General features: G+C 29.3%; 20 protein-coding genes, 1 pseudogene and 1 riboswitch. Of the genes and pseudogenes, 10 read left to right on the top strand and 11 right to left on the bottom strand.

All coding sequences use genetic code 11. From position 1 onward, the window contains the following. Positions 1–201 precede the first annotated feature (201 nt). The 3 genes from ACFQ1U_RS00770 (at position 202) to ACFQ1U_RS00760 (ending at position 2114) form a co-directional block, all read left to right on the top strand. The gene (locus ACFQ1U_RS00770) at positions 202–819 is read left to right on the top strand and encodes a transcriptional regulator (RefSeq protein WP_386104298.1); all 618 of its coding nucleotides are present in this window, start codon (positions 202–204) and stop codon (positions 817–819) included. Beyond that, positions 819–1535, top strand: coding sequence for a DUF3307 domain-containing protein (locus ACFQ1U_RS00765; protein WP_386104296.1), 717 nt, complete (start codon positions 819–821; stop codon positions 1533–1535). The genes ACFQ1U_RS00770 and ACFQ1U_RS00765 overlap by 1 nt, the downstream gene beginning before the upstream one ends. Before the next feature lie 66 nt (positions 1536–1601). Further along, positions 1602–2114, top strand: a complete 513-nt coding sequence (locus tag ACFQ1U_RS00760; RefSeq protein ID WP_386104294.1) for a DUF7935 family protein — start codon at positions 1602–1604, stop codon at positions 2112–2114. 90 nt (positions 2115–2204) lie between these two features. Here ACFQ1U_RS00760 and ACFQ1U_RS00755 read toward each other — a convergent pair whose 3' ends face one another. Further along, the gene (locus tag ACFQ1U_RS00755; protein ID WP_386104292.1) at positions 2205–3278 is read right to left on the bottom strand and encodes a YncE family protein; all 1074 of its coding nucleotides are present in this window, start codon (positions 3276–3278) and stop codon (positions 2205–2207) included. A 2-nt stretch (positions 3279–3280) separates the two neighbouring features. Continuing rightward, entirely contained in the window at positions 3281–5155 is a 1875-nt protein-coding gene (locus tag ACFQ1U_RS00750; protein WP_386104290.1) for a TonB-dependent receptor plug domain-containing protein, read from the bottom strand. A gap of 35 nt (positions 5156–5190) precedes the next feature. After that, positions 5191–5382: riboswitch (cobalamin riboswitch) on the bottom strand. 75 nt (positions 5383–5457) lie between these two features. On the opposite strand from ACFQ1U_RS00750, the gene ACFQ1U_RS00745 reads away from it, so the two are divergent. Continuing rightward, a complete protein-coding gene (locus tag ACFQ1U_RS00745; RefSeq protein ID WP_386104288.1) occupies positions 5458–6570 on the top strand; it encodes an ABC transporter substrate-binding protein in 1113 nt (370 codons plus the stop codon). On the opposite strand, the gene ACFQ1U_RS00740 is transcribed toward ACFQ1U_RS00745, so the two are convergent. The 7 genes from ACFQ1U_RS00740 to ACFQ1U_RS00710 all read right to left on the bottom strand — a co-directional run bounded on the left by ACFQ1U_RS00740 (position 6571) and on the right by ACFQ1U_RS00710 (position 13147). Further along, positions 6571–7182, bottom strand: coding sequence for an alpha-ketoglutarate-dependent dioxygenase AlkB family protein (locus tag ACFQ1U_RS00740; RefSeq protein WP_386104285.1), 612 nt, complete (start codon positions 7180–7182; stop codon positions 6571–6573). A gap of 48 nt (positions 7183–7230) precedes the next feature. Beyond that, the gene (locus tag ACFQ1U_RS00735; RefSeq protein WP_386104283.1) at positions 7231–8424 is read right to left on the bottom strand and encodes a hypothetical protein; all 1194 of its coding nucleotides are present in this window, start codon (positions 8422–8424) and stop codon (positions 7231–7233) included. A 48-nt stretch (positions 8425–8472) separates the two neighbouring features. Next, positions 8473–10914, bottom strand: a complete 2442-nt coding sequence (locus ACFQ1U_RS00730; RefSeq protein WP_386104281.1) for a M1 family aminopeptidase — start codon at positions 10912–10914, stop codon at positions 8473–8475. Between the two features lie 119 nt (positions 10915–11033). Next, positions 11034–11588, bottom strand: a complete 555-nt coding sequence (locus tag ACFQ1U_RS00725) for a DUF4252 domain-containing protein (RefSeq protein ID WP_386104279.1) — start codon at positions 11586–11588, stop codon at positions 11034–11036. 60 nt (positions 11589–11648) lie between these two features. Then, entirely contained in the window at positions 11649–12143 is a 495-nt protein-coding gene (locus tag ACFQ1U_RS00720; protein ID WP_386104277.1) for a DUF4252 domain-containing protein, read from the bottom strand. 34 nt (positions 12144–12177) lie between these two features. Further along, positions 12178–12651 (bottom strand): hypothetical protein, encoded by a 474-nt coding sequence (locus ACFQ1U_RS00715; protein ID WP_386104275.1) that lies wholly within the window; start codon positions 12649–12651, stop codon positions 12178–12180. Next, positions 12638–13147: an RNA polymerase sigma factor gene (locus ACFQ1U_RS00710; protein ID WP_386104273.1), complete on the bottom strand. Its 510-nt coding sequence runs from the start codon at positions 13145–13147 to the stop codon at positions 12638–12640. Before ACFQ1U_RS00710 ends, ACFQ1U_RS00715 begins: the two co-directional genes overlap by 14 nt. A 167-nt stretch (positions 13148–13314) precedes the next feature. On the opposite strand from ACFQ1U_RS00710, the gene ACFQ1U_RS00705 reads away from it, so the two are divergent. Continuing rightward, a complete protein-coding gene (locus tag ACFQ1U_RS00705) occupies positions 13315–14763 on the top strand; it encodes a S41 family peptidase (RefSeq protein ID WP_386104271.1) in 1449 nt (482 codons plus the stop codon). Between the two features lie 37 nt (positions 14764–14800). On the opposite strand, the gene ACFQ1U_RS00700 is transcribed toward ACFQ1U_RS00705, so the two are convergent. Continuing rightward, on the bottom strand, positions 14801–15700 hold the full coding sequence (locus ACFQ1U_RS00700; protein WP_386104269.1) for a DUF72 domain-containing protein: 900 nt from the start codon (positions 15698–15700) through the stop codon (positions 14801–14803). 3 nt (positions 15701–15703) lie between these two features. Then, a complete protein-coding gene (locus tag ACFQ1U_RS00695; protein WP_386104267.1) occupies positions 15704–16672 on the bottom strand; it encodes a patatin-like phospholipase family protein in 969 nt (322 codons plus the stop codon). A 39-nt stretch (positions 16673–16711) separates the two neighbouring features. Between ACFQ1U_RS00695 and ACFQ1U_RS00690 the strand changes: the two genes are divergently transcribed. The 5 genes and pseudogenes from ACFQ1U_RS00690 to ACFQ1U_RS00670 all read left to right on the top strand — a co-directional run. Further along, a complete protein-coding gene (locus ACFQ1U_RS00690) occupies positions 16712–17764 on the top strand; it encodes a WD40/YVTN/BNR-like repeat-containing protein (protein WP_386104265.1) in 1053 nt (350 codons plus the stop codon). A gap of 77 nt (positions 17765–17841) precedes the next feature. Further along, complete coding sequence (locus tag ACFQ1U_RS00685) at positions 17842–20781, top strand: amidohydrolase family protein (protein ID WP_386104263.1); 2940 nt, start codon at positions 17842–17844, stop codon at positions 20779–20781. Positions 20782–20796: 15 nt separating this feature from the next. Then, positions 20797–22092 carry an amidohydrolase family protein gene (locus ACFQ1U_RS00680; protein WP_386104261.1) on the top strand — a complete coding sequence of 432 codons (1296 nt, stop codon included), beginning with the start codon at positions 20797–20799 and terminating at the stop codon, positions 22090–22092. 72 nt (positions 22093–22164) lie between these two features. Next, the gene (locus ACFQ1U_RS00675) at positions 22165–22959 is read left to right on the top strand and encodes a TrmH family RNA methyltransferase (protein ID WP_386104846.1); all 795 of its coding nucleotides are present in this window, start codon (positions 22165–22167) and stop codon (positions 22957–22959) included. An 81-nt stretch (positions 22960–23040) separates the two neighbouring features. After that, positions 23041–23234: pseudogene (locus tag ACFQ1U_RS00670) on the top strand (hypothetical protein); the annotation flags it as partial.

The raw sequence follows: 23234 nt of genomic DNA, 5'->3' as shown, positions 1-23234 counted from the left end.
GGAAAATTAACCAATCTTTTAGGTTTTTTAAAGGGTATTTGTCTTTTTTTATTCACAATATGATCATGGATAAACACAATACAAAACATTCCTTTAAAGAGGAATAATTATAATTATAACCTAAAAAGGTTATTTAAATAAATAATAACGATAAATAGTTATAATAAAGTTGTATATTTAGCCTAACCAATTAAAAATACTATGAAAACTACAAGTGTAATTACTGGTGATATTATAAATTCTAGAAATATTGCTGTAGATACTTGGTTACCTACACTAAAAAATATTTTAAAAACTTTTGGCAACACTCCTAAAAACTGGGAAGTATATAGAGGAGACAGCTTTCAATTAGAAACTACTCCTGAAAAAGCACTTTTTGCTTGTTTACTTGTAAAATCAGGTATAAAAAAAATAGGTAATATAGATGTTAGACTTGCTGTTGGAATTGGAAAAAAATCTTTTGAGGCAGATACCGTTAGCGAATCTAATGGTGAAGCCTTTATAAATTCTGGACATGCTTTTGACAATCTTCAAAAAAAACAACATTTAAGCTTTAAAACACCATGGAATAATATTAATGAAGAATTAGATGTTTCTGTTAGTTTAGCTTTATTAACTATGGATGATTGGACAGCTAATTCTGCTGAGTTTGTTTATGTTTCGCTTTTAAACCCAGATAAAACTCAGAAAGAAATAGGTGAACTACTAAATATTTCACAAGCTGGGATTAGTAAACGCAGAAAAAGAGCAGGTTTTGAAGAAATAATGAAACTTGAAAACCGTTATAAAAATATTATCAATTCAAAACTAAACGCCTAATGTTTTTATTTACTCAAATATTACTAGCACATTTATTAGGTGATTTTGTTTTTCAACCTACAAAATGGGTAACAAACAAAGAAAAACATAAAATTAAGTCAAAAAAACTTTACCTTCATATTGGTGTACACGCTTTACTTTTACTGGTTACACTAGGTTTTAATACAAAATATTGGGGTGCATATATAATTCTTATCATAACTCATTTTGTAATTGATGTTTGTAAAATATACATTCAAAAAAAGAAAAATAAGCGACTGTATTTTTTTTTAGATCAATTTTTACATCTTTTAATCATATTTATGGTATGTCTATTATATGATGCGTTTTCATTAGAAATTGATGTTCTTTTTTCAGAAAAAAACTTATTTTTAATAAGCTGTCTTTTATTTGTCACCTATGCTTCTTCTATTATAATTAGTGTAATTATATCTCAATGGACTCCTGAACTTAATTTAAAAAATGATGAAAAATCATTAGCTAAAGCTGGGAAATATATCGGTATTTTAGAACGTTTATTTGTCTTTATGTTTATAATACTTGGTAGATGGGAAGGTGTTGGTTTTTTATTAGCAGCTAAATCTATTTTTAGATTTGGTGATTTAACAGATGCTAAAGACAGAAAATTGACAGAGTACATTTTAATAGGAACCCTTTTAAGCTTTGGATTAGCCATAATAACAGGTTTAGCCTACAACAAACTTTATAATAGTTAAGAAATAATAAAGTAGTAAATACATATTTAGCTTTAAATTTCTTAAACAAATAAATATATTAGCCCTATGGAAGATAAAATTATTGAAGGAATATCATATGCACTACCCGCTCTTGTTAGTGGTGGTGTTGCCTATTTTATGTTTAGTGCTTTTTTACAGAAAGATGATAATGAAAAAAAGTTTGAGGCTTTGGTAGCTAAAAAAAAAGAAAGTCTACCCATTAAACTTCAAGCATATGAACGTTTGCTATTATTTTGTGAAAGAATAAGCCCATCTAAACTACTACTCAGAGTAAACCCAATAGGTGATAATACTGATAGTTATTTGCACTTATTAATAAGTAATATAGAACAAGAGTTTGAACATAATTTAGTACAACAAATTTATGTTTCTGACGATAGCTGGAAAGCTGTTGTTGGATCCAAACTAGCTATAATTAATAAACTTAGAAATGTTGCAGAAAATAGTGAAAACGCAAAAGAACTTAGAGAAAATGTTTTAATTGATTATTCTCAAGTTGAAAGTCCAACCGAAACAGCTATTGCATTCATTAAACAGGAAGTAAAAAAATTAATTTAATAACAAAAAGCTCTTGATTTCTCAAGAGCTTTTTTAACAATAGCAATAACAATTAATTTAAATTTTCTTTTTCAAAGCTTATTTTAAAAGTTAGTTAAAATATATTTTTGAAGCTCCTAAAGGGGCATCTAAAGTTTTTACTATGTTATTTGAAGCTAAATTAAAAATATTTAATTTACTAACATCTGTAAAACTAGCATCTGCACTATATAACATGCCATTTTCCACACTCATTCCGTATAGATAACCTTCAGCTGCAGATAACAAAACAGTTGTTGAGGGTGAAGAATCATCAATATTTATTTTATAAATATTATTACCAATACTATAATATAAAGTTTCATTATCTATATCCATTAATGAAGGATGAATACCTTCATCAAAAACAACCTCAGAAACAATTTCATTACTTTGAATATTTATTGTCGTAATACCTGCCAAAGTATGTCCTATTACGTTATAAGAGGCGTCATAAATAGTTCTTCCTTCAGATAAAACAACCAATTGATTATTTGAATTAAATGATATTTCATCTGGATTATCTTTTACTGTAATTGTATCAATACTATTATCTGTTAAATTAATAATAGAAATTATATTATTTGTAGAGTAAGCTCCTTTATGCGATACGTATAATTTACCATTGTTATGAACTATTCTCTCTGGTCCATTAGCTACATTAATCTTTTCAATCAACTCAAAGCTATTAATATCTACTATAGCAACAAAATCATCATTTTCATTACTTCCATCACCCCAGTTAGTGATATATCCTCTATTGCCTACAACTTCCATATATCTAGGATTAGATAAATCTTCTGTAATTTTACCTAATTCTTCAAACGTATACCTGTCAACTACTGTAACAGAGTTTTGTAAATCAACAACTATATATGCTCTATCACTATCAAATGAAATAGATTGTAAGTAAGTTCCTAAATCACTAGAGTTTACTTTATTAAATATTCTACTTTCTTCAACAGTATAATCATAAGAAATATAAGACACCGATCCACTACCTGCTCCTGATCCTTCTCCTGAAATAAGTATTCCATTTTCATAATCTCCTCTTGGTACAGAATTGTTATCTGAATCACTACATGAAACAAAAGTTAAAACACCTAGTACTAATAATGTTTTAAATATAAAATTGGTTTTTCTCATTTTTAAAATTTATAGTTTATATTAAAATTGTAATTAAATCCTGGCATTGGTCTATTTGTCACAATAAAATATTTTTTATTAAATAGGTTATTAAACTTAAAACCAATGTTTAGTTTATTTTTTTTTGATTTTATTAAATCATAATTCACACCAATATTATTAATCGAGTAACTATCTACTTTATAATCTTGGCTATTGCTTTTTGTTGTGAAAACCTTATCATTAAATAAAAATTGATAAAAGAATGAATATTTTTTATAAGCGTAAGACATATTAAAATTTAAAACATTTTCAGGAATGAATGGTAGGGGTAATCCAGTCGTCTTATCTAGCGTTACAACATAAGTAAAGTTTATAGAATAATTTGCTAGTATTTTGTTAAAATATGTGTGTTGTAAAGTACTAGAAAACTCAACTCCTTTATTATTCGTTTTATCAATATTTAAAGGCACCCACACACCAGGTCTGTTTGGATCACCATTAGGTGTCCATATTATCTTATCCTTAGTATTAATATTAAAATAAGCTATATCAAAAAATAAACTTTTTGTTTTAAAGCCAAACCCTAACTCACCCTGTAAAGAGGACTCTGGAATCAAATTTAAATTCCCCTGTCCTGGCCAAAACAAATCATTGTAAGATGGTATCCTGTAATTTTTTGAAGTATTTGCCCTTATAAATAAATTATCTAAAATATTTAACTTAAAACCAAAAGAAAAACTTAAAGGCACTTGAAAATCTGAATTGTAATCTTTTCTTAATTTTAAATCGTATAAAAATTTATCTAAAATATTGTGTTTATAAATTAAAGATTGAGAAAACTCTATTCTATTTTTCTGATTAATTTGATCTGTTTCTCCATAAACACTCTCAAAGCGACTAATAGATGAAATTACAGCATCCATATTAACAAACTGGTAATCTAATGTAAAATCTGTAATTATTCTTTTAGATGTTCCGTAATTAAAAACTTTTGAGTTTTTATTTTCAAAAAATTTATACTTCTGATATAAATACCCAACTCTTCCTGTATAGCGGAAATTATTACTAGAATAAATTAGTGACAATAGGTTTCTTTGGTTAATATCATGATATTTATCATTAGCTGAAGATGGATTAGGCAATTCTCCTGAAAATAAACGATCCCCAAAATAGAATGTTGAAAATAATTCTAAAACCAATTTGTTAGAAATCTTTAATGCATTAGAAAAGTTTAATGCATAATTTTTATAACTCCCATTAGTATTTTTAAAATCAGAGTCTAAAAAAGGATAATCATTATCTGACCCATTAAATGATAACCCAAAATTTAAAGAATATCTTTTAGATTTAAACTTTAATTTATAAAGACTATTAAATGTATTGAAGCTTCCATATGAAGTAATAATATTATTACTAATATTTTTATTATGATCAAACTTTAATAAATCATTAATATGTATAGTACCACCAATTGCATCTGAACCATACTCAATAGTACCTCCTCCACTTCTAACATTTATTTCATCAAATAACCCAACAGTTAAAGAATTAAAATCGGTTTGACTATTGTTAATCGAGTTTATATTAATACCATTCCACATAACCGCAGTATTAGATGAAGATGTACCTCTAAAACTAACAGAACTAGATCCACCGGCCCCCTGCTCTCTAAAGTATAGAGATGAATTAAACCTGAGTAAATTCGTAAAAGACTCATTATTATTTAAAATAACAGAATCATTTAACTGAATAACTTTTAATGTTTTAGAATTAATTAAAAGACGCTTATTAGCTTGGATAAATACTTCATCCAAGCTGTTAAAAATAGTATCCTGCTGAGCTAAAACATTTAAAATAGCGGTAAAAAAAAATATTATAAATAGATATTGTTTCATTATGTACATTTTAAAATCTTTATCCCGAAGATTTAAAATCAAACATAACTTTGGCAGGTCTCCTGACTTGCGTCTTGTAACTTACCTTCCCGCTTACGCAGTGGTAAAAGTTATAGTTACAAGCTTTATAGCTTACAGTTGCGGGAACAGTTTTGGATTTACACCAAATTCCCTTTTAATTTACCTCAACGATAGTTGATAGTAAAACCAAAATTCGGAGCAAATATATCTATAATTAACAATAAAACAATTTTTAACTCACAAGTTTTAATATATTCGAAGCTTTAAACATTTACTGTATTATGAAAAAGCTATTATATATTGTTTTATCGACAAGTGTTTTTTTTATCACTTCATGTAAAAGAAAAACAACAGAACCAACTGTAAACAATATTAAAAGTACTCTTGTTAAATATGCAAAAGGATTTGAGATTAAAAAGAGTAAGGATATCATTACTCTTATTGTTAAAAATCCTTATCAGAATGCTAACAAACCAATCTCTTATACTTTTTCAAAAACAAATAAATCACAAGTAAAAATACCAGTGCAGAAATTAGTTGCTACCTCAACAACACATATACCCATGTTGGAACTTTTGGGGGAAGAGAGCAAATTAGTTGGCTTTCCACACACCAAATATGTATCATCTAAAAACACCAGACAACTAATTGATCAAGGTAAAATAGTAGAAATTGGTCAGGAAGCTGAATTAAATACTGAAGTTTTATTTGATTTACAACCCAATGTAGTTTTAGCGTTCTCAATGCAAAAAACAAACAAATCATTATCATTAATAGAAAAAAATGGTATTCCGGTAATATTAAACGGTGATTGGTTAGAAGAAACTCCTCTTGGTAGAGCAGAATGGATTAAAGTATTTGGAATTTTATTTGACAAAGAAAAAGAAGCAGATAGTATTTTTTCTATAATAGAATCCAACTATTTAGATGCTAAAAACATAGCTCTTAAGGCAATAGACGAACCTTCTATTTTATCGGGAGCTGTAATGCAAAAAGATATATGGAATTTACCTGCTGGTGATAGTTTTGTTGCGAAATATTTAAAAGATGCAAACACCAATTATCTATGGAAAAATACTACAGGTAAAGGGAGCCTTTCTTTAAGTTTTGAATCAGTATTAGATAAAGGTCAACAAGCAGATATATGGATTGCTCCTGGTTACTTTAATACTAAAGAGCAATTATTACAAAGTAACGAATTGTATAAACAGTTTGATGCTTTTAAAAACGATAAAATTTACACTCCTAATCTTAAAACTGGCGCTACAGGAGGTGTTATTTATTATGAATTAGGTCCTACAAGACCAGATTTAGTATTAAAAGATATTATTAAAATAGCTCATCCAGATTTACTAAAAGAATATGAAATGACTTTTTTTGAAAAAATGAAGTAATTATTTTTCTACAATTGTTCTAAAAGTTAAGTTCACACGTGGTCTGTGAACTTTTTTTGTAGGCGGTAATCTATGAAGCCAATGTGATTGTGTTTCATCTTTCATAACCAGTAAAGAACCATTTTGTAATATTAGTGATACTACTTCTTTAGTTTCTTTATGCTTAAAAGCAAACTTTCGCTCTGCACCAAAAGTTACTGAAGAAATTGCTCCGTTTTTCTTTAAGTCTTTTTCACCATCACTATGCCACGCCATACCTTCTGAACCATCGTGATATAAATTTAATAAACAAGAATTATATGTTTCATTGGTTATTAATTCAATTTCTTTTTTAATTGCAATCAATTCAGATGTAAATGGCAGTGCTATTTTTGTAATATTAGAATACTTATACTCAAACGGCTTTTCTCCATACCAAGCTACTTTTCGTTTAGTTACCACTCTTTTTCCAAAAATAATTGCTTCGTCATTTTTCCACTCAATAGTATTTAATAGCAAATCGTAAAAGTTACCTGATTTTACACTTGAGAATACACAACCATAATAATTTACAGTCCCGTCATAAGGAAGTAAATTTTTAATAGTATTATCGAATTGAGAGAATAAATCCATAGATTATAAAAATAAAAAACTCCTGATAATATCAGGAGCTATAAATACTTAATTTCTAAACTTATTTCTGGTAATAATATATTTAAGTTTTTCTTTTAAATCGGTTCCGGTATCATACACCATTTGCTCGTTTGATGGAAAACGAACTTCTCGAAGCTCAATTAAATCAGACAACGCTGAATTTAACGCTCTTCTGTCTCCGTCGTAATTTGCATACACATGTTCAAAAACAAACTCACTTTGTATAGGAAAAGATTCTAATAACTGACGAGAATTATTATCAATATACTTAACAACACCCGTAATTTGGCTGCTTTTTTGTTGCGTGAATCGGTATACTCTACAACGAACAGTTTTAAAATTATCAACCTTTATATCATTACCTAAACTATCTTTTTGAACATTACCATTATCATCTAGTAGATATTTAAAACCATCTTTTATTTGTTTCTCTTTTATAATTTCTTTTTCATTAATTCTTTCAGGAGAAATATTTATACGTCTAAGGTTTAATTCTAAATTAAAATCATATTTTAAATTTATATCTTTTTGAGCATGGAAAACTGTCCAAAAGTCATTTAATCCATAAGTATCCATCGCTAATAAATCTTCTTCTAACCTACGAGGTATAATTTGTCTAGTTTGATTTTTTACAGTTACATAAACAAAATCTGTCCCTTTAAAATGCACCTCATCTAACAATTCTCTCACATTTTTATAATTAGGAGTCATCTTATCTAAATAATGTAATTTATCATAAACCTCTCTGTAATCATATTTATTAGCATTTCTACGATCTAGTAAATCAAGAGCACTATTATAAAGGTGTTCTGATAACTCTTGCTTTGCATCTATAAGCTTGTCTTGATAATTAACTATATTAAATACTACTTTTTTACCAGTTGAAGCATCTACTAATGGTAATAATGGTTTTATACGTTCTTGTCTCCTATTTAATTGTTGGTATAACCTGTAAATAGACTCTAAGTTTTCTGGGTTTGATTCTTTTTTTAAAAATGAAATTCTATCCAAATCTCTTGTTGTTACTTTAACAAATGCTTCAGAAAGCATAATAACATAAGGTTGATTTTTTTCTTTGTACTTATCTTTTCTTAATTTTTCAATAGAAAGATTAATTGCCTCATCATAATTACCTGTATTAATAGCTTCTTGTGTTTTTTTAACACTGCTACAGGAGAACATTAACAATAAAACAAGTAGAAATAAAGTAGTTTTTCTCATAATAGTAGTTTTACTTTATAAAGGCAACAAATATACCACACTAAATTTTTACTGTAATAATTTAGTCATTGCTTCTTGAATGATGGCTATATTCTTTTTCTCATTACTACCATTGGCATTTTTTTGCATTTGAATCATTTGACGCAATAAATTTATACCTACTTGATCAAAACCATATTGTTTGTACTGTTTACCCTTAACAACAACATCTTCAGCGAGGTTTTTAATAGCTATTGTATTATTACTTTTTCCTATTTTTTCGTAAGCTTCTTTGTATAATAATTGTGTTGATTTATCCCTACTTAAAAACATACCAGACAAAACATTACTTGCCATAAATGCCAACTCAGAATCATCATTCTCTAATAAATAAATACGTGTTAGTGGAGTTGCAATTATATTTTTTACTTCTAACGGTACATCTTTAGACTTTTGAACTGCTAAAGGTTTATTCACATAATAAAGCGCTACTAAAGCTTTGCCCATAACAATATAAGATTTACTTTCTAATGCTTTTTCAAAAACACTTGCCAACTCTGGATCTGTTAATTTTCCTAGTGTTTGAATTGCAGCTGCTTGTACTAGTGTTTTTGGGTCCGAATTAGCCAAGCTCATAATTTTAGCTATTTCTTTTCTTTTACTAAATTTATTACTTAAATTAATTTTCTCTACTGCTAACTTTCTTATTTTATAAAATTCATTATTCATTGCATCTGCAATTGCTTCAAAAGCATTTCGGTCATCTTGGCGTTTAGCAACTTCGTGTAAAGCTTCATATTTGTGCATGTAGTGATCTACATTTTTTAATTGAAAAATATAATCACTTAACACCTTATTTTCGTTAATATCACATAATAATACACCATCCGCATTCATTTGAATTAACTTTGGCTGTGATTTATAAGGAATAGTAAAAGATGCTTCTTTTGCATTTACAAATACTTGATGCCTTGTAGGTGTAGTTCCTTCATATACATCAATTGTTAACGGAAAAATAAAATCTTCTGGTTGCGTTTGATAGATTGTTATAGTTACAGTTTTTCTTAATTCATTATAATCATAAGTAACATCTAATTTAGGATGACCATTTCCAAAATACCATTGATTAAAAAACCAGTTTAAATCTTTACCCGTAACTGCTTCAAATGCTAACCTTAATTGATGTGCCTCTGCAGCTTTATATTTATTATCTTCTAAATATTTGTTTAATGAAGCAAAAAAAGCTTCATCTCCCACATAATTTCTTAGCATATGTAGAATTGCACCACCTTTATTATAGCTAACAGCATCAAACATATCTTCTTTATCGTCATAATTAAAACGTACTAAATGTTTGTCATAATTTTGGCCGTTCTTGTAAGCATTAGTATCTTCAAATAAGTGAGCATCTGCTTCATTTTTACCATATTTATAAGCTAACCATAAATATTCTGAGTAGTTAGCAAAACTCTCATTAACTGTTAAATTACTCCAACTTTCTGTAGTCACCAAGTCACCAAACCAATGATGAAAGGCTTCATGAGCTATTGTGTTTTCTTGTATGTTTTCGTCAATTAGTTGTCCTGGCATTTGATAAGCTTGTTCTCCATGAATAACTGCTGTAGTATTCTCCATAGCACCACTTACGTAATCCCTACCTACAATTTGTGCATATTTACTCCAAGGATATTCAATACCTGTGATTTTAGAGAAAAACTGAAGCATTTCTGGTGTGTTTCCAAAAATATCTTTTGCAAATGGAGCATATTGTTTTTCTACATAATAATCTACAGGTATGTTTTTGTATGAGTCTTTTATTATTTCATATTCACCCACTCCCATAAAAAATAAATAGGGTGCATGTTTTTGAGGGAAATTCCAGTAATCTGTTCTGGTTCCATCATTATTCTTAATTTGCTTCTCTAATATACCGTTTGATAATGTTACATACTTATTAGGAACAGTTATATATAACTCTTGTGATGTTTTTTGATTAGGAGCATCTATTGTAGGAAACCAACAACTACTAGCTTCTGTTTCCCCTTGAGTCCAAATTTGAGTGGGTTTATTAGGATCTAAACCTAACGGATCTATAAAATATAATCCTTTTGCAGATGTTATAGCTTTACTTCCTTTTTGCTTAACTTTTTCTGGTTGTGCTGTGTATTTTATATACAATGTAAAAAGCTCATCTTTTTTAAATGATTTTGGTAACTTAATTGTTAATTCAAAACCATCGTAATCATATTGAAGTTTTTGATTATTTAAACTAACACTATGAATAAGCATTGCTTTTGCATCTAAAATTATAGTATTTTGATGATAAAAATGAGGTTTTGCAGTAACCCACTCTTCTCCAAGTAATGTTTGGTTTTCAAAATTAAAAGCTACTTTTAATTTTGTATGTACCAAATCATGTTTAATCTCTTTAGAAGCTCTATAATTGGTTTGTTGTGCTTTTATTGATGTACTTAATAAGATTACTAATAGTAGTAAGTAAACTTTCTTCATATATAAAATTGTTAGTGCTCCAAAAATACTAATTTAAACTGTTTTACTTGTTAATACCCAGTTAAAACAAAAAAGCCATAACAAGGTTGCTATGGCTTTTTATGATATATGATTGTTATTTACTTGCTTGATTTTACATCAGCTTGATCTAACAATTGGGTAAAACCTTTAAAATTCACATCTGAAACATCTACTTTGTTGTTTTTCATCATTTTTAAAATTGCATTAGGGTTCATGTTATCTCCTAATAATCTTGCAATTCCAACTCCTGCATCTTCTCCGTAACCAAACACTATAATTTCATCAATAGCATCTGTTTCTCCCTTGTAATAAATAACAGCTCGCTTACCGTCATTTTTGAAGTTCATTAACTTTTTATAATCAGAACTTTTAAAAATTTCCTTTAATGTATTCTTTTCTGACTCATACTGCCCTTCTTTAGCTTTATTGTATGGTAAAGCAACTAAATTAATTTTTTTTATGCTTTCATATGCTTTTTTATCTTCTTCAGAAGCATTTGCGGTACTTAACTGAATTACACTTGAAGGAAGATCTAATGATACAAATTCAGCTTTCTCTTGGCTTTCTACTAAATATGTTTGTAATGATTGTTTTTTACAAGACGTTAATAACAATCCGGCAGTAATGGTTACTATTAGTGTTAGTTTTTTCATAAAGTATATTTTTTGTACAAGGCCGTTTTGATACAGCCTTGTTTTGTTAGTTAATTTCTATTACTTCTTTTCGTAATCGTTTGCTATTTCTGATAACTTATTAACGTCAATGTCTCCTAATAAAGATATAATTGTTGAATTTAACTTGTTATCCTTTTTGTCTTTGCTCTTCACAAACATTAACACCTCACTTACAATGTCTTTGTTTTTAGTAGCTTTTACATAAATTTTCACTCTTGAATCTTTGTCTTTAACACGCATTAATTGAGTCAAGTTAGATTTTTTAATTGCGGTATTAACCATAGATTCCATTTGAGAAGCAATTGACTCATTTTCTGTAGAAAAAACTTTTAATTCTTCTAAGCCTTTAGCTGTATTAAAAATTTTCATGTCTTCAGAATCAGCATCTGGAAACTTTTTTAAGAGCTCAAAAGCATCTTTAGTTACTACTACAGAAGATACATCGTCTAAATCCTCTAACTTATCAAACATTGATTGTGCTAATAAAACATTTGATGATAAAAATAGTGCTAGTATTAAAATTACATTTTTCATATTCGTGTGTTTAAACTTGGTTTGTTACTTTTTTTTAATAATTTACTTTGTTAAATACAGTATGTACTGTTTTCTCATAAGTGTTTAAAGATTTTACTGCTTGGTTTCCTTTTGCAATGTTGTTTGAAACGGAATAAATTGCATCATTTCCTTTATTTAAATTATGGGATACCAATTGTAAAGCTTCTTTTATTTGGGCATATTGCTTGCGCTGTTGATATTGTTCATATTGTTGTTGCCCAACAAAAACACTTGCTAATAAAGCTAATGATGCTGCTACAGATAACCATTTCCAGTTCTTTTTATTTGATGAAGGATTTAACTGAATGGTTTTTGTATAAACTTCATTTTTACTTTCTTTAAAATATCCAAATAATACACTATACTGTTCAAGATGTTCAGGAACCTGTTGAGTGGTAAAAAACTCTTTTAATTGCTGCTCTTCTTTTACGGTAGTAGTAGCATCTAAATATTTCTCTAATAACTTTTCTATGTTAGCTAACTCCATAGTTATGTTTTTTAATTAATGCTTCTCTTATTGTTTTTCTGGCTCTAGATAAAGCTACTCTTACAGCTGTAGGTTTCATATCAACCATTTTACATATCTCATCAAAATCATATTCTTCAATATCTCTTAATTGGATAATAATTTTTTGCTGTTCTGGTAAACTCTCTATAAGTCTTTGTACTTGGTTTACACTGTCTTTGTGTTCTACTTGTTTTTCTAAAGGTGTATCTTTCTCTTTATAATTACTATGAACCAAAGTTAAATTTGATGCTTGTTTAGATTTTAATCGATCAAAACAATAATTTTTGGTCATAGTCATAGCAAAAGCTTCAACATTTTTGTAATCAGACAATTTGCTCTTATTTTTCCAAAGCTTAAAATACAACTCTTGAGTAGCATCTTCTGCTTCTTCTGCAGATACCAGCAAACGCTTTGCCAAACGATATACTTTATCTTTAAATGGTAGTACAGTTTTTAAAAAGTCTGATTGGTTCATTAGTAATTTGGTTAATTGTTATGTAATTAATCTATTATTTATGCGTCTTAATATCATAATTACACCTTTACGACGATGCAAAATATTTTTTGTTACATAGTTTTTTAAAAAAAACACTAAATATGATTAAATTGCGTTTCAAATACTATAAAAATCAATATAGACTTATGAAAAATTTAACCCCTTTAAAAATTTTATGCATTGCAATCGCATCCTTTTTTGTGAGCTGTAGCGATAAAACTGAAGATATTCCAGCGGATGTCAAAATAAACGATTTTGTATGGGGTGGAATGAACGCCTATTACTTATGGCAAGAAAATGTAAGTGATTTAGCAGACAATCGTTTTTCTAATAGAGAACAACTAAACAGTTATTTAGCTGGTTTTGATAGTCCTGATAATTTATTTAATCAACTTTTAGATTACCCTTCTGAATATCCAAAAGACCCTAACCGTGTTTTTTCTTGGATTGTGGATGATTATATAGCTTTAGAAGAATCTTTTCAAGGTATTAGAACAACTACTGGTTTAAAAATTGTAGTTGCAAATTATAATGATGGTTCTCAAAACGTATACGCGTATGTTAGAGATGTAGCTATTGGATCTAGTGCAGATGCAAATGGTGTTACCCGTGGTATGATTATTAGTGAAGTTGATGGTATTCAACTTACCTTAGCTAATTTTAGAGATTTATTAACTGCTGAATCTTTTACCATTGGTTTGGCTGATTATAATGGAGGAAATCCAACAGCTAACGGAACAACCATTAATGTAACTAGCTCTGTTGTTGAAGAAAATCCTGTGAAAATAGCCAATGTACCTTACAATGATGGTGTTAATAAAATTGGTTATTTATTATTTAATCAGTTTTCAACGAGTTATGATGATGAACTTAATACTGCTTTTGCATACTTTAAATCTGAAGCTATTACAGATTTAGTAATTGATTTACGATACAACGGTGGAGGTTCTGTTAGAACAGCAACTTATTTAGGAAGTATGATTACCGGACAGTTTAACGAAGAAGTATTTTCTCAACAAGAATGGAATAGTAAAGTAATGAATAATAGCGGTGGTTATGATTTTAAAAATTACTTTACCAATGAAATTGATAATGGACAAGTAAATGAAGCTATCAATAGCTTAGAGTTGTCAAGAATTTATTTTATTGTTACTGACAACAGTGCTTCTGCATCTGAACTAGTTATAAATGCTTTAAAAGCTTACATTGATGTTTCTTTAGTTGGAACTCAAACATATGGTAAACATGTAGGATCAATTACCTTATATGATTCTGATAACTACACCAAAAACGGACCTAACTTTGATAGCTCTCATACTTGGGCAATGCAGCCAATAGTTCTAGAAATTCAAAATAAAAATGGAGAAAATGCACCTGAAGGTTTTATACCTGACGTAGAAATAGTAGAAGATCCAAGCAACTTAGGTGTTTTAGGAGAAGCAGATGAACCTTTATTAGAAAGGACAATCCAATTAATTGTAAATGGAACAAGAATATCTCAAAGTACTTCTGAAAAACCAAATGTTAGAAAAGTATGGAATACCAATATGAGTTATCCTGACAATAATAATATGTACGTAGAGTTACAACGATAAACAATAAAAAATCCAGTGAAATTTCACTGGATTTTTTTTAGAATAAACTTATTTGTGAATCAGAATCATCATCTTTTTCATTAGGAATTATTAAAGACAGTCCAAACTCTTTATTTAATTGTTTAATAAAGTATGCTGCCAACAGAGGTGATTCTTGTTCTAGATTTTGATGAACAAAAAAATGAATGTTTTTCAATCCCATATTAACCCATTCTTTTAATCGAATAATCCAATCGTCTAATCTTCTGTAATCGGAATTATGGTTTGCTCCTACATATCTAATAAAAGCTTCATCTTTTGTAAGCCTCATGTGTAACATGTCTCGTCTTCCTGCTGTATCAACAATTGTATTACTTACATTATTATCTTCTAACAAACTATAAAAATCATCGGCGACATTCGGATCTGTAAACCAATCGGTATGTCTACACTCAACCGTTAATGGAAGTTCTTTAGGCCATGATTCAACAAAATCTTGAAGTCTTTTAAAATTTTTTGGACTAAAATTATTATGCAATTGTAGAAATATTGTTCCTAATTTTTCTTTTAATAACACAAAATGATCTATATATTCATTAACTACCGCATCTACATTTTGTAATCTTTTAAAATGACTTATCTCTTGTCCTAGTTTCGGAAAAAACTTAAAACCACTAGGTGTTTTATCATACCATTTAATAAATTGTTCTTTCGGAAATAAACGATAAAAAGTAGCATTTAATTCAATAGAATTAAATTGGCTTGAATAATATGTTAACTCATCTTTTGTGCCTCTTGGGTAAAATCCTTTTAGCTCTGCTCTATTCCACTTTGCACAACCAACAAAAACATTAAGTTTATCTTTTGAACTTTGTTTTAAAACCTTTGACGTATCAAAATGTGTTTTTGGGAGTGTAAAATCAATATTTTCTGGATTTTCAACCTTTCCAAACTTCATATGTTAAGCTACTATTTCATTATTATTTTCTAAACCTTTCTCTACATCTTTATTAGAAATTAGCTCTGGTCTAAAATCATTCATAATTTGATCATTTTCACTCATAGCATGATAATAACCTTGTTGCCACCACTCTGTCATTAATTTTTTATCAAAAATTAGCGAATTTGTAGTTAATACTGTAGGTGTGTAATATAAATTAAGCTTTACATCATTATGCTTAGCAGATAGTTTACCAATGGTAACATTATGCTTTTCTACATGTTCTAACATAAAACCGAAAACATCTAACATTAAAGAAAATGGATTTTTAGCTGGCATTCTATTAATTTGAGTTACTTCTGTTTCTAGAATAATTGCGTCAACTTCTTTTGCTCCTCTTTGTATGGCTTCTCTAATAGGTATTAAACATCCAAAACCTCCATCTGCATATTGACAGTAGTTTTTTTCTAATAAACTCATAAATGGTACATAATTGCAAGAACCCCAAATCCAATCACAAAAATCTTCGTAACTACATTCTAATATCGATTTATATTCTATTTGATTCAATGTAAGATTAGAAACCGTTACAACTACCTCTTTATTAGCTTTTCTAATAGCTTCATACATTTGCTCGGTAATCTTTTGTTTTATGAGTTTATAAAGGTTTTTACTTTCCCCAAAAGTTTTTCTACCGTTTAAAAAATTCCAGAGTGTATTTATATGTCTAATAGAAACAACATTTACTCCATGAACTCTTTTTACAAAGAAAGGATTATTACTAAAAATACTTTTTTGATTTACATTGGTATAAAGCTCTTTAAGTTCATCTACTAAACCCAAAGCCAAGTGAGATACCATTAAGCTACCTGTAGAGGTACCTAAAAACATATCGTAGTTTTTCTGCTGTTCTTTCATTAAGTATTCTGCAACACCGCCTGCAAATGCGCCTTTACTACCGCCACCAGAAATTACCAATGCTTTTTTCATAAAATTAGTTACATTTATAATCTATAAATATAATAAAGTATGAAACAAATTTGGTTACTAATCGCACTATCTTTCCTTTTTACAAATTGTAAACAAGAAAAGTCAAACAGTAAAAACAAGAAAGAAGTTGATTTAACTATAACCTCTTTTGATATACCTAACACAAGTATTAGAGCTATTATTGCTGAAAATGATAGCACAGTGTATTATACCGGCTCTAACGGTCAGTTTGGATTCACTACAGATGGCGGGCAATTTTGGAGTAAAAAAACGATTACTTACAATGACACATTAACACCTGAATTTAGAAGTATTGCTAAAAATAAAGAAGGTGTTTTTTTATTATCTGTTGGAAACCCTGCTTTGTTGTATAAAGTTACAGACAGTACTCAAACAGTTGTATATAAAGAAGTGCATGAAAACGTTTTTTATGATAGTATGCACTTTTTTGATAATGGAGTACATGGTATAGCTGTTGGTGATCCTACAGATGGATGCCCCTCAATTATAACAACAAGTGATGCTGGAAACACTTGGACTAAAATTTCTTGTGAAAATTTACCCAACTTTGAAAACGGAGAAGCCTTTTTTGCAGCCAGTAATACTAACATAAAAATTATTAATAACATTGTTTGGATTGCTTCAGGAGGAAAAAAATCTAGAATATTAAAATCAACAGATAAAGGAAAAACGTGGGAAATATTTGAAACACCTTTTATTCAAGGAAATGGTCCTCAAGGAATTTACTCTATCGATTTTTATGATGAAAATATTGGAATTGCTGTTGGTGGTAGTTATGCTAACCCAACAGATAACTGCAAAAATAAAGCTATTACAAATGATGGAGGAAAAACATGGAATATTGTTTCAGATAATCTCAATCCTAATTATAAAAGCTGTGTACAATACATACCACATTCTGATGGTAAAAAAATAATAGCTTTAGGTAAAACAGGTATTTCTTACTCTGAAGATGGAGGAAATCAATGGGAAATCATGAGCGATGCTTCTTTTTATACAATACAATTTGTAAATCAACATAACGCTTGGGTTGCTGGAAACAATAAAATTGGTAAAATTATTGTTCCGTAAATCTTAATTTTTTGTTAAAGAGAACTATCCGTAGTTATTAATTGAATATTTTTAAGCACTAATTCAATTATTTAACGATGAAAAAAGTATTAATACTCTTGCTTTTGAGTGTTTCTGTAGGTTTTTCTCAAGAATACTTCCCTACAAATACGGGGGTAAAAACCTCAAAAAACACCTCAATCGCATTTACAAATGCTACTATTTATGTAACCCCTACCAACATTATAAAAAAAGGGACTTTACTCATTAAAGATGGTAAAGTAGTAGAGGTTGGAAAACGCGTTTCTATTCCTGCAAATGCAAAACAAATTGATGTAACTGGTAAAACAATTTATCCATCTTTTGTAGATGCTTATTCTAACTTTGGAATTAAAGAACCAAAAAGAGTTAGTGGATCTAGAAGCCCTCAATACGATGCATCTAGAACTGGTTTTTATTGGAATGACCATATTAGACCTGATGTAAATCCTATTAATGATTTTTCTTTTGATAATAAACAAGCAAAAGAGTTATTAAAAGCTGGTTTTGGTGCGGTTAATACACACATGGAAGACGGTATAATGCAAGGTAATGGAATGTTAGTTGCCTTAAATCCGGAAAGTACTGATGCATATCGTATTTTAGATAATAAATCTACGCATCATTTATCTTTTTCAAAAAGTAAAAAATCTCGTCAGTCATATCCTACTTCAAAAATGGGTGCAATGGCTTTATTACGTCAAACATATTTAGATGCAGCATGGTATGCAGAGGGAAATGCAAAAAACACAGATTTAGCTTTAGAAGCTCTAAATAAAAACAAAAGTTTGCCACAAATTTTTAATGCTGGTAGTTATTTAGATGCTTTAAGAGCTGATAAAGTTGGTGATGAATTTGGAATTCAATATACCATTTTAGGTGGTGGTGATGAGTTTCAAAGAATAAACGACATCAAAAAAACCAATGCTACATATATTTTACCTATCAATTTTAGGAAGGCTTATGATGTTTCTGATCAATTTTTAGCAAATACCATTTCTTTAAATGATATGCGTATGTGGAATCAAGAACCTTCTAACCCTGCCGTTTTTGCCAAAAATAATATTAAGTTTGCTTTAACTACTTATAAACTAAAAGACGTAAAAAGCTTTTCAAAAAACTTAGAAAAGGCTATTGCATATGGTTTAAATAAAACCAAAGCATTAGAAGCATTAACAACTGTACCTGCATCAATTATAAAAAATAATAAAGTTGGTAACTTAAATAAAGGTAGCTATGCAAACTTTTTAATAACTTCTGGTGATATTTTTGATAGTAAAACCACCTTATTTGAAAACTGGACTTTAGGAGATAAAAATGTAATTAATAACGGAGATATTACAGATTTATCAGGTAATTACAACTTAACTGTTAATGGTAAAACCTACACATTAGAAGTTTCTGGAGAAGCCGACAAGCAAAAAGGAAGTGTGAAATTAGGTGATAACAAATTAAAATCTAATTTTTCGTTTAAAGAAAACTGGATTCAGTTAACAATTAATGATGCAGGAAACTTTTTACGTTTAGCAGGTAAACCTAGTAATAATTCAATTAAAGGTACTGGAAAAGATAATAATGGTAACGATTTTACTTGGACAGCCATTAAAAATGACGCTAAAAGTTCTGACAATAAAAAAGAAGATAATAAAAAAGAAGATTCAGTAGAACTACTTCCTGTAAGCTATCCGAATATTGGCTATGGAAACTTTTCTAAGCCTAATCAGCAGACTATTTTAATTAAAAACGCTACCGTTTGGACCAGTGAAAACAAAGAGATATTAAATAATACTGATGTTTTAATAAAAGACGGAAAAATTGCTAACATTGGTAAAAATCTTTCAGCCAGAGGTGCAAAAGTTATAGATGGTACCGGTAAATATGTTACAGCTGGTATTATAGATGAACACTCTCATATTGCTACTTCTGCTGTTAATGAATCTGGTCATAATTCAACTGCTGAAGTAACTATTGAAGATGTAGTTAATCCAGATGATATAAACATATACAGAAATCTTGCAGGTGGAGTAACCTCTATTCAAATATTACATGGTTCTGCAAACCCAATTGGCGGTAGATCTGCTATTATTAAATTAAAATGGGGAGAAAATGCAGAAAACTTAATTTATAATAACACTCCAAAATTTATCAAGTTTGCTTTAGGTGAAAATGTAAAACAATCGAATTGGGGAGATGCTCAAACAGTACGTTTTCCTCAAACTCGTATGGGTGTTGAACAGGTTTATATTGATTATTTTCAGCGTGCAAAAGAATATGATGCTCTTAAAAAAAGTGGCGCACCATACCGTAAAGACATCGAATTAGAAACATTAGCTGAAATCATTAATAAAGAACGATTTATTTCATGTCATTCATATGTGCAATCAGAGATTAATATGTTAATGAAGGTTGCGGAAAAATTCAACTTTAATATAAACACTTTTACACACATTTTAGAAGGTTACAAAGTAGCTGATAAAATGAAAGAGCACGGTGTTGGTGGGTCTACTTTCTCAGATTGGTGGGCTTATAAATATGAGGTAAACGATGCAATTCCATACAATGCAGCCATTATGCACAGTCAAGGAGTTACTGTAGCTATTAATTCTGATGATGCAGAAATGTCAAGAAGATTAAACCAAGAAGCTGCTAAAACTATAAAATATGGTGGTTTATCTGAGCAAGAAGCTTGGGAAACTGTAACTATTAATCCTGCTAAATTATTACATCTAGATAACAGAACAGGTAGTATAAAAGTTGGTAAAGATGCAGATGTAGTGGTTTGGAGTGACAATCCTCTATCTATTTATGCCAAAGCTGAACAAACCATTGTAGATGGTGCTATTTATTTTGATTTAGCTCAAGACGTTAAAAAGCGAGCTGCTATTAAAAAAGAAAAAGCAAAGCTTATAGAAATGATGTTACAAGAAAAATTAGGAGGTGCAGAAACACAAGCCCCTAAAAAGAAAGTTCACAAATTATTTCACTGTGATACCGAATAATAAAACTACAACAACATGAAAAAAATAATTTTAAACATATTGCTGTGTGTAGGTTTTTTAGCAAATTTATTTGCACAACAAACACCAGCACCTAAACAAACCCAAGCCTTTACTATTGAAGGAGCTACTGCTCATATAGGAAATGGTGAGGTTATAGAAAACTCGTTAATCATGTTTTCTAACGGAAAAATAGACTTTGTAGGTAGTGCTAATACTAAAATTGCTCGCAAAGGAACTATCATTAATGCTAAAGGCAAACACGTTTATCCTGGTTTAATAGCAGCCAATACTTCTTTAGGTTTAGGTGAAATTGATGCAGTACGTGCAACAAGAGACTTTGATGAGGTTGGTACATATCTTCCGCACATTAGAAGTATTATTGCTTACAATGCAGAAAGTAAAGTAGTAGAAACTATGCGTCCTAATGGTGTATTAATAGCACAAGTTACACCAAGAGGAGGAAGAATATCAGGAACATCAACAGTAGTTCAACTTGATGCTTGGAATTGGGAAGATGCTGCTATTAAATTAGATGACGCAATTCATATTAATTGGCCATCTGCCTTTTCTAGAGGTCGTTGGTGGTTAGGTGAAGATCCTGGTTTAAAACCAAATAAAAATTACAACGATCAAATTACTGAGTTAAAAGACTTTTTTGTAAATGCCAATAAGTACTTAAAAAGTGATAAAAAACAAAAAAACTTACCTTTTGAAGCGCTTTCAGGAGTGTTTAACGGAAAACAAAAAGTTTTTATTCATGTAAATGGTGAAAAAAGTATTGTTGATGCGATAGATACTTTCACAGGAATTGGAATTAAAAACTTAGTAATGGTAAAAGCGCATGGTGCTGATAAAGTTGCTGATGTTTTAAAAGAAAACAACATTCCTGTTGTTTTAGAAAGAGCTCATCGCTTACCTAGTAGCGAAGACGAAGATTATGACTTGCCGTTTAGAACAGCAAAAATTCTTACTGATAAAGGTATTTTAGTTGGTTTAGGTATGGAAGGAGATATGGAAAGAATGAGTACACGTAATTTACCTTTTTATGCAGGAACTCATGCTGCTTATGGTTTAGGTAAAGAAAAAGCGTTACAATTAATAACCGAAAATAATGCTAAAATTTTAGGCATAGATGCTCATGTTGGTACATTAACAGTTGGTAAAGATGCTACATTATTTATCTCTGCAGGAGATGCTTTAGATATGAGAACAAATATTATAAATGAAGCATTTATCCAAGGTCGAAAATTAAGTTTAGAAACACACCAAACCAAACTTTGGAAACGATACGCTAACAAATACAAAAAATAATATGTATAAAACTCGGGGTAATCCCGAGTTTTTTTATGCTTACTTTATAATAAATAGGTATTTTTGTTTTTGATGAAAACAATTACAAGTGCACAAAACTCTTATATTAAAGAGTTATTAAAACTTCAAGAAAAATCTAGAGAACGTAAGAAAAAAGGACTTTTTTTAGTAGAAGGTCTACGTGAAATTTCTTTGGTTCAAAAAGGAAATTTTAATATTAATACTATTTTATTTGAGCCATCTATATTTACTGATAATGATTTTTTAAATCAAGTTTCATCGAATACTACACTTATTGAAATTAATAAAGAAGTTTATCAAAAATTAGCTTATAGAGCTTCTACAGAAGGTATTATTGCTGTTGTTACATCTAAAGATCACAGCCTAGACTCTATAAAATTAACAAAAGAAAATCCTTTAATTTTGGTAATGCAAGGCATTGAAAAACCTGGAAACATTGGTGCTATGCTAAGAACTGCCGATGCTGCTAACATAGATGCTGTTTTTATTGCAGATCCAAAAACAGATGTTTACAATCCAAATATTATACGATCTAGTGTAGGTTGCGTGTTTACCAATCAAATTGCCGTTGGTACATCTACAGAAATTATTGAATACTTACACAAGAAGGATATTAATATTTACAGTGCTACACTTCAAAATTCTAATGAATATTATATTGAAGATTACACAAAAGCCAGCGCAATAGTGGTTGGTACTGAGGCTACAGGTCTTACCGAAATTTGGAGGGTTAATGCTACACAAAATATCAATATCCCAATGCAGGGAGAAATAGATTCTATGAATGTTTCAGTAGCGTGTGCTGTTGTAGTTTTTGAAGCTAAAAGACAACGAAATTTTAAATAAAAAAAGTCGAGAACTAATTCTCGACTTTTTTTTTATATTTGTCCCGTCCTAAAATAAGTTTACACCAATAAGACTTATTTTATGAATAACAGTTTACGCAAGAAAAAGCGCACACAACGAGATTACAATTTAGGCTTTAAATTAGCTGTAGTTTCACAAGTAGAAAAAGGCGATTTAACCTATAAACAGGCACAGAAGAAGTATAGCATTCAAGGTCGTAGTACTGTTTTGGTTTGGTTAAGAAAACATGGTACCTTAGACTGGAGCAAACCTTC

Origin of the sequence: Tenacibaculum geojense, assembly GCF_042676005.1 — a bacterium.
Lineage (GTDB): Bacteria > Bacteroidota > Bacteroidia > Flavobacteriales > Flavobacteriaceae > Polaribacter > Polaribacter geojense.
Note: the sequence above shows the minus strand (reverse complement) of the source record. Positions and strands in the feature narration are given on the sequence as shown.

What these genes read in the sequence shown, in the direction of transcription:
- ACFQ1U_RS00770 (WP_386104298.1), top strand. Translation starts at nt 202, where the DNA reads ATGAAAACTACAAGTGTAATTACTGGTGATATTATAAATTCTAGAAAT.
- ACFQ1U_RS00765 (WP_386104296.1), top strand. Translation starts at nt 819, where the DNA reads ATGTTTTTATTTACTCAAATATTACTAGCACATTTATTAGGTGATTTT.
- ACFQ1U_RS00760 (WP_386104294.1), top strand. Translation starts at nt 1,602, where the DNA reads ATGGAAGATAAAATTATTGAAGGAATATCATATGCACTACCCGCTCTT.
- ACFQ1U_RS00755 (WP_386104292.1), bottom strand. Translation starts at nt 3,278, where the DNA reads ATGAGAAAAACCAATTTTATATTTAAAACATTATTAGTACTAGGTGTT.
- ACFQ1U_RS00750 (WP_386104290.1), bottom strand. Translation starts at nt 5,155, where the DNA reads ATGAAACAATATCTATTTATAATATTTTTTTTTACCGCTATTTTAAAT.
- ACFQ1U_RS00745 (WP_386104288.1), top strand. Translation starts at nt 5,458, where the DNA reads ATGAAAAAGCTATTATATATTGTTTTATCGACAAGTGTTTTTTTTATC.
- ACFQ1U_RS00740 (WP_386104285.1), bottom strand. Translation starts at nt 7,182, where the DNA reads ATGGATTTATTCTCTCAATTCGATAATACTATTAAAAATTTACTTCCT.
- ACFQ1U_RS00735 (WP_386104283.1), bottom strand. Translation starts at nt 8,424, where the DNA reads ATGAGAAAAACTACTTTATTTCTACTTGTTTTATTGTTAATGTTCTCC.
- ACFQ1U_RS00730 (WP_386104281.1), bottom strand. Translation starts at nt 10,914, where the DNA reads ATGAAGAAAGTTTACTTACTACTATTAGTAATCTTATTAAGTACATCA.
- ACFQ1U_RS00725 (WP_386104279.1), bottom strand. Translation starts at nt 11,588, where the DNA reads ATGAAAAAACTAACACTAATAGTAACCATTACTGCCGGATTGTTATTA.
- ACFQ1U_RS00720 (WP_386104277.1), bottom strand. Translation starts at nt 12,143, where the DNA reads ATGAAAAATGTAATTTTAATACTAGCACTATTTTTATCATCAAATGTT.
- ACFQ1U_RS00715 (WP_386104275.1), bottom strand. Translation starts at nt 12,651, where the DNA reads ATGGAGTTAGCTAACATAGAAAAGTTATTAGAGAAATATTTAGATGCT.
- ACFQ1U_RS00710 (WP_386104273.1), bottom strand. Translation starts at nt 13,147, where the DNA reads ATGAACCAATCAGACTTTTTAAAAACTGTACTACCATTTAAAGATAAA.
- ACFQ1U_RS00705 (WP_386104271.1), top strand. Translation starts at nt 13,315, where the DNA reads ATGAAAAATTTAACCCCTTTAAAAATTTTATGCATTGCAATCGCATCC.
- ACFQ1U_RS00700 (WP_386104269.1), bottom strand. Translation starts at nt 15,700, where the DNA reads ATGAAGTTTGGAAAGGTTGAAAATCCAGAAAATATTGATTTTACACTC.
- ACFQ1U_RS00695 (WP_386104267.1), bottom strand. Translation starts at nt 16,672, where the DNA reads ATGAAAAAAGCATTGGTAATTTCTGGTGGCGGTAGTAAAGGCGCATTT.
- ACFQ1U_RS00690 (WP_386104265.1), top strand. Translation starts at nt 16,712, where the DNA reads ATGAAACAAATTTGGTTACTAATCGCACTATCTTTCCTTTTTACAAAT.
- ACFQ1U_RS00685 (WP_386104263.1), top strand. Translation starts at nt 17,842, where the DNA reads ATGAAAAAAGTATTAATACTCTTGCTTTTGAGTGTTTCTGTAGGTTTT.
- ACFQ1U_RS00680 (WP_386104261.1), top strand. Translation starts at nt 20,797, where the DNA reads ATGAAAAAAATAATTTTAAACATATTGCTGTGTGTAGGTTTTTTAGCA.
- ACFQ1U_RS00675 (WP_386104846.1), top strand. Translation starts at nt 22,165, where the DNA reads ATGAAAACAATTACAAGTGCACAAAACTCTTATATTAAAGAGTTATTA.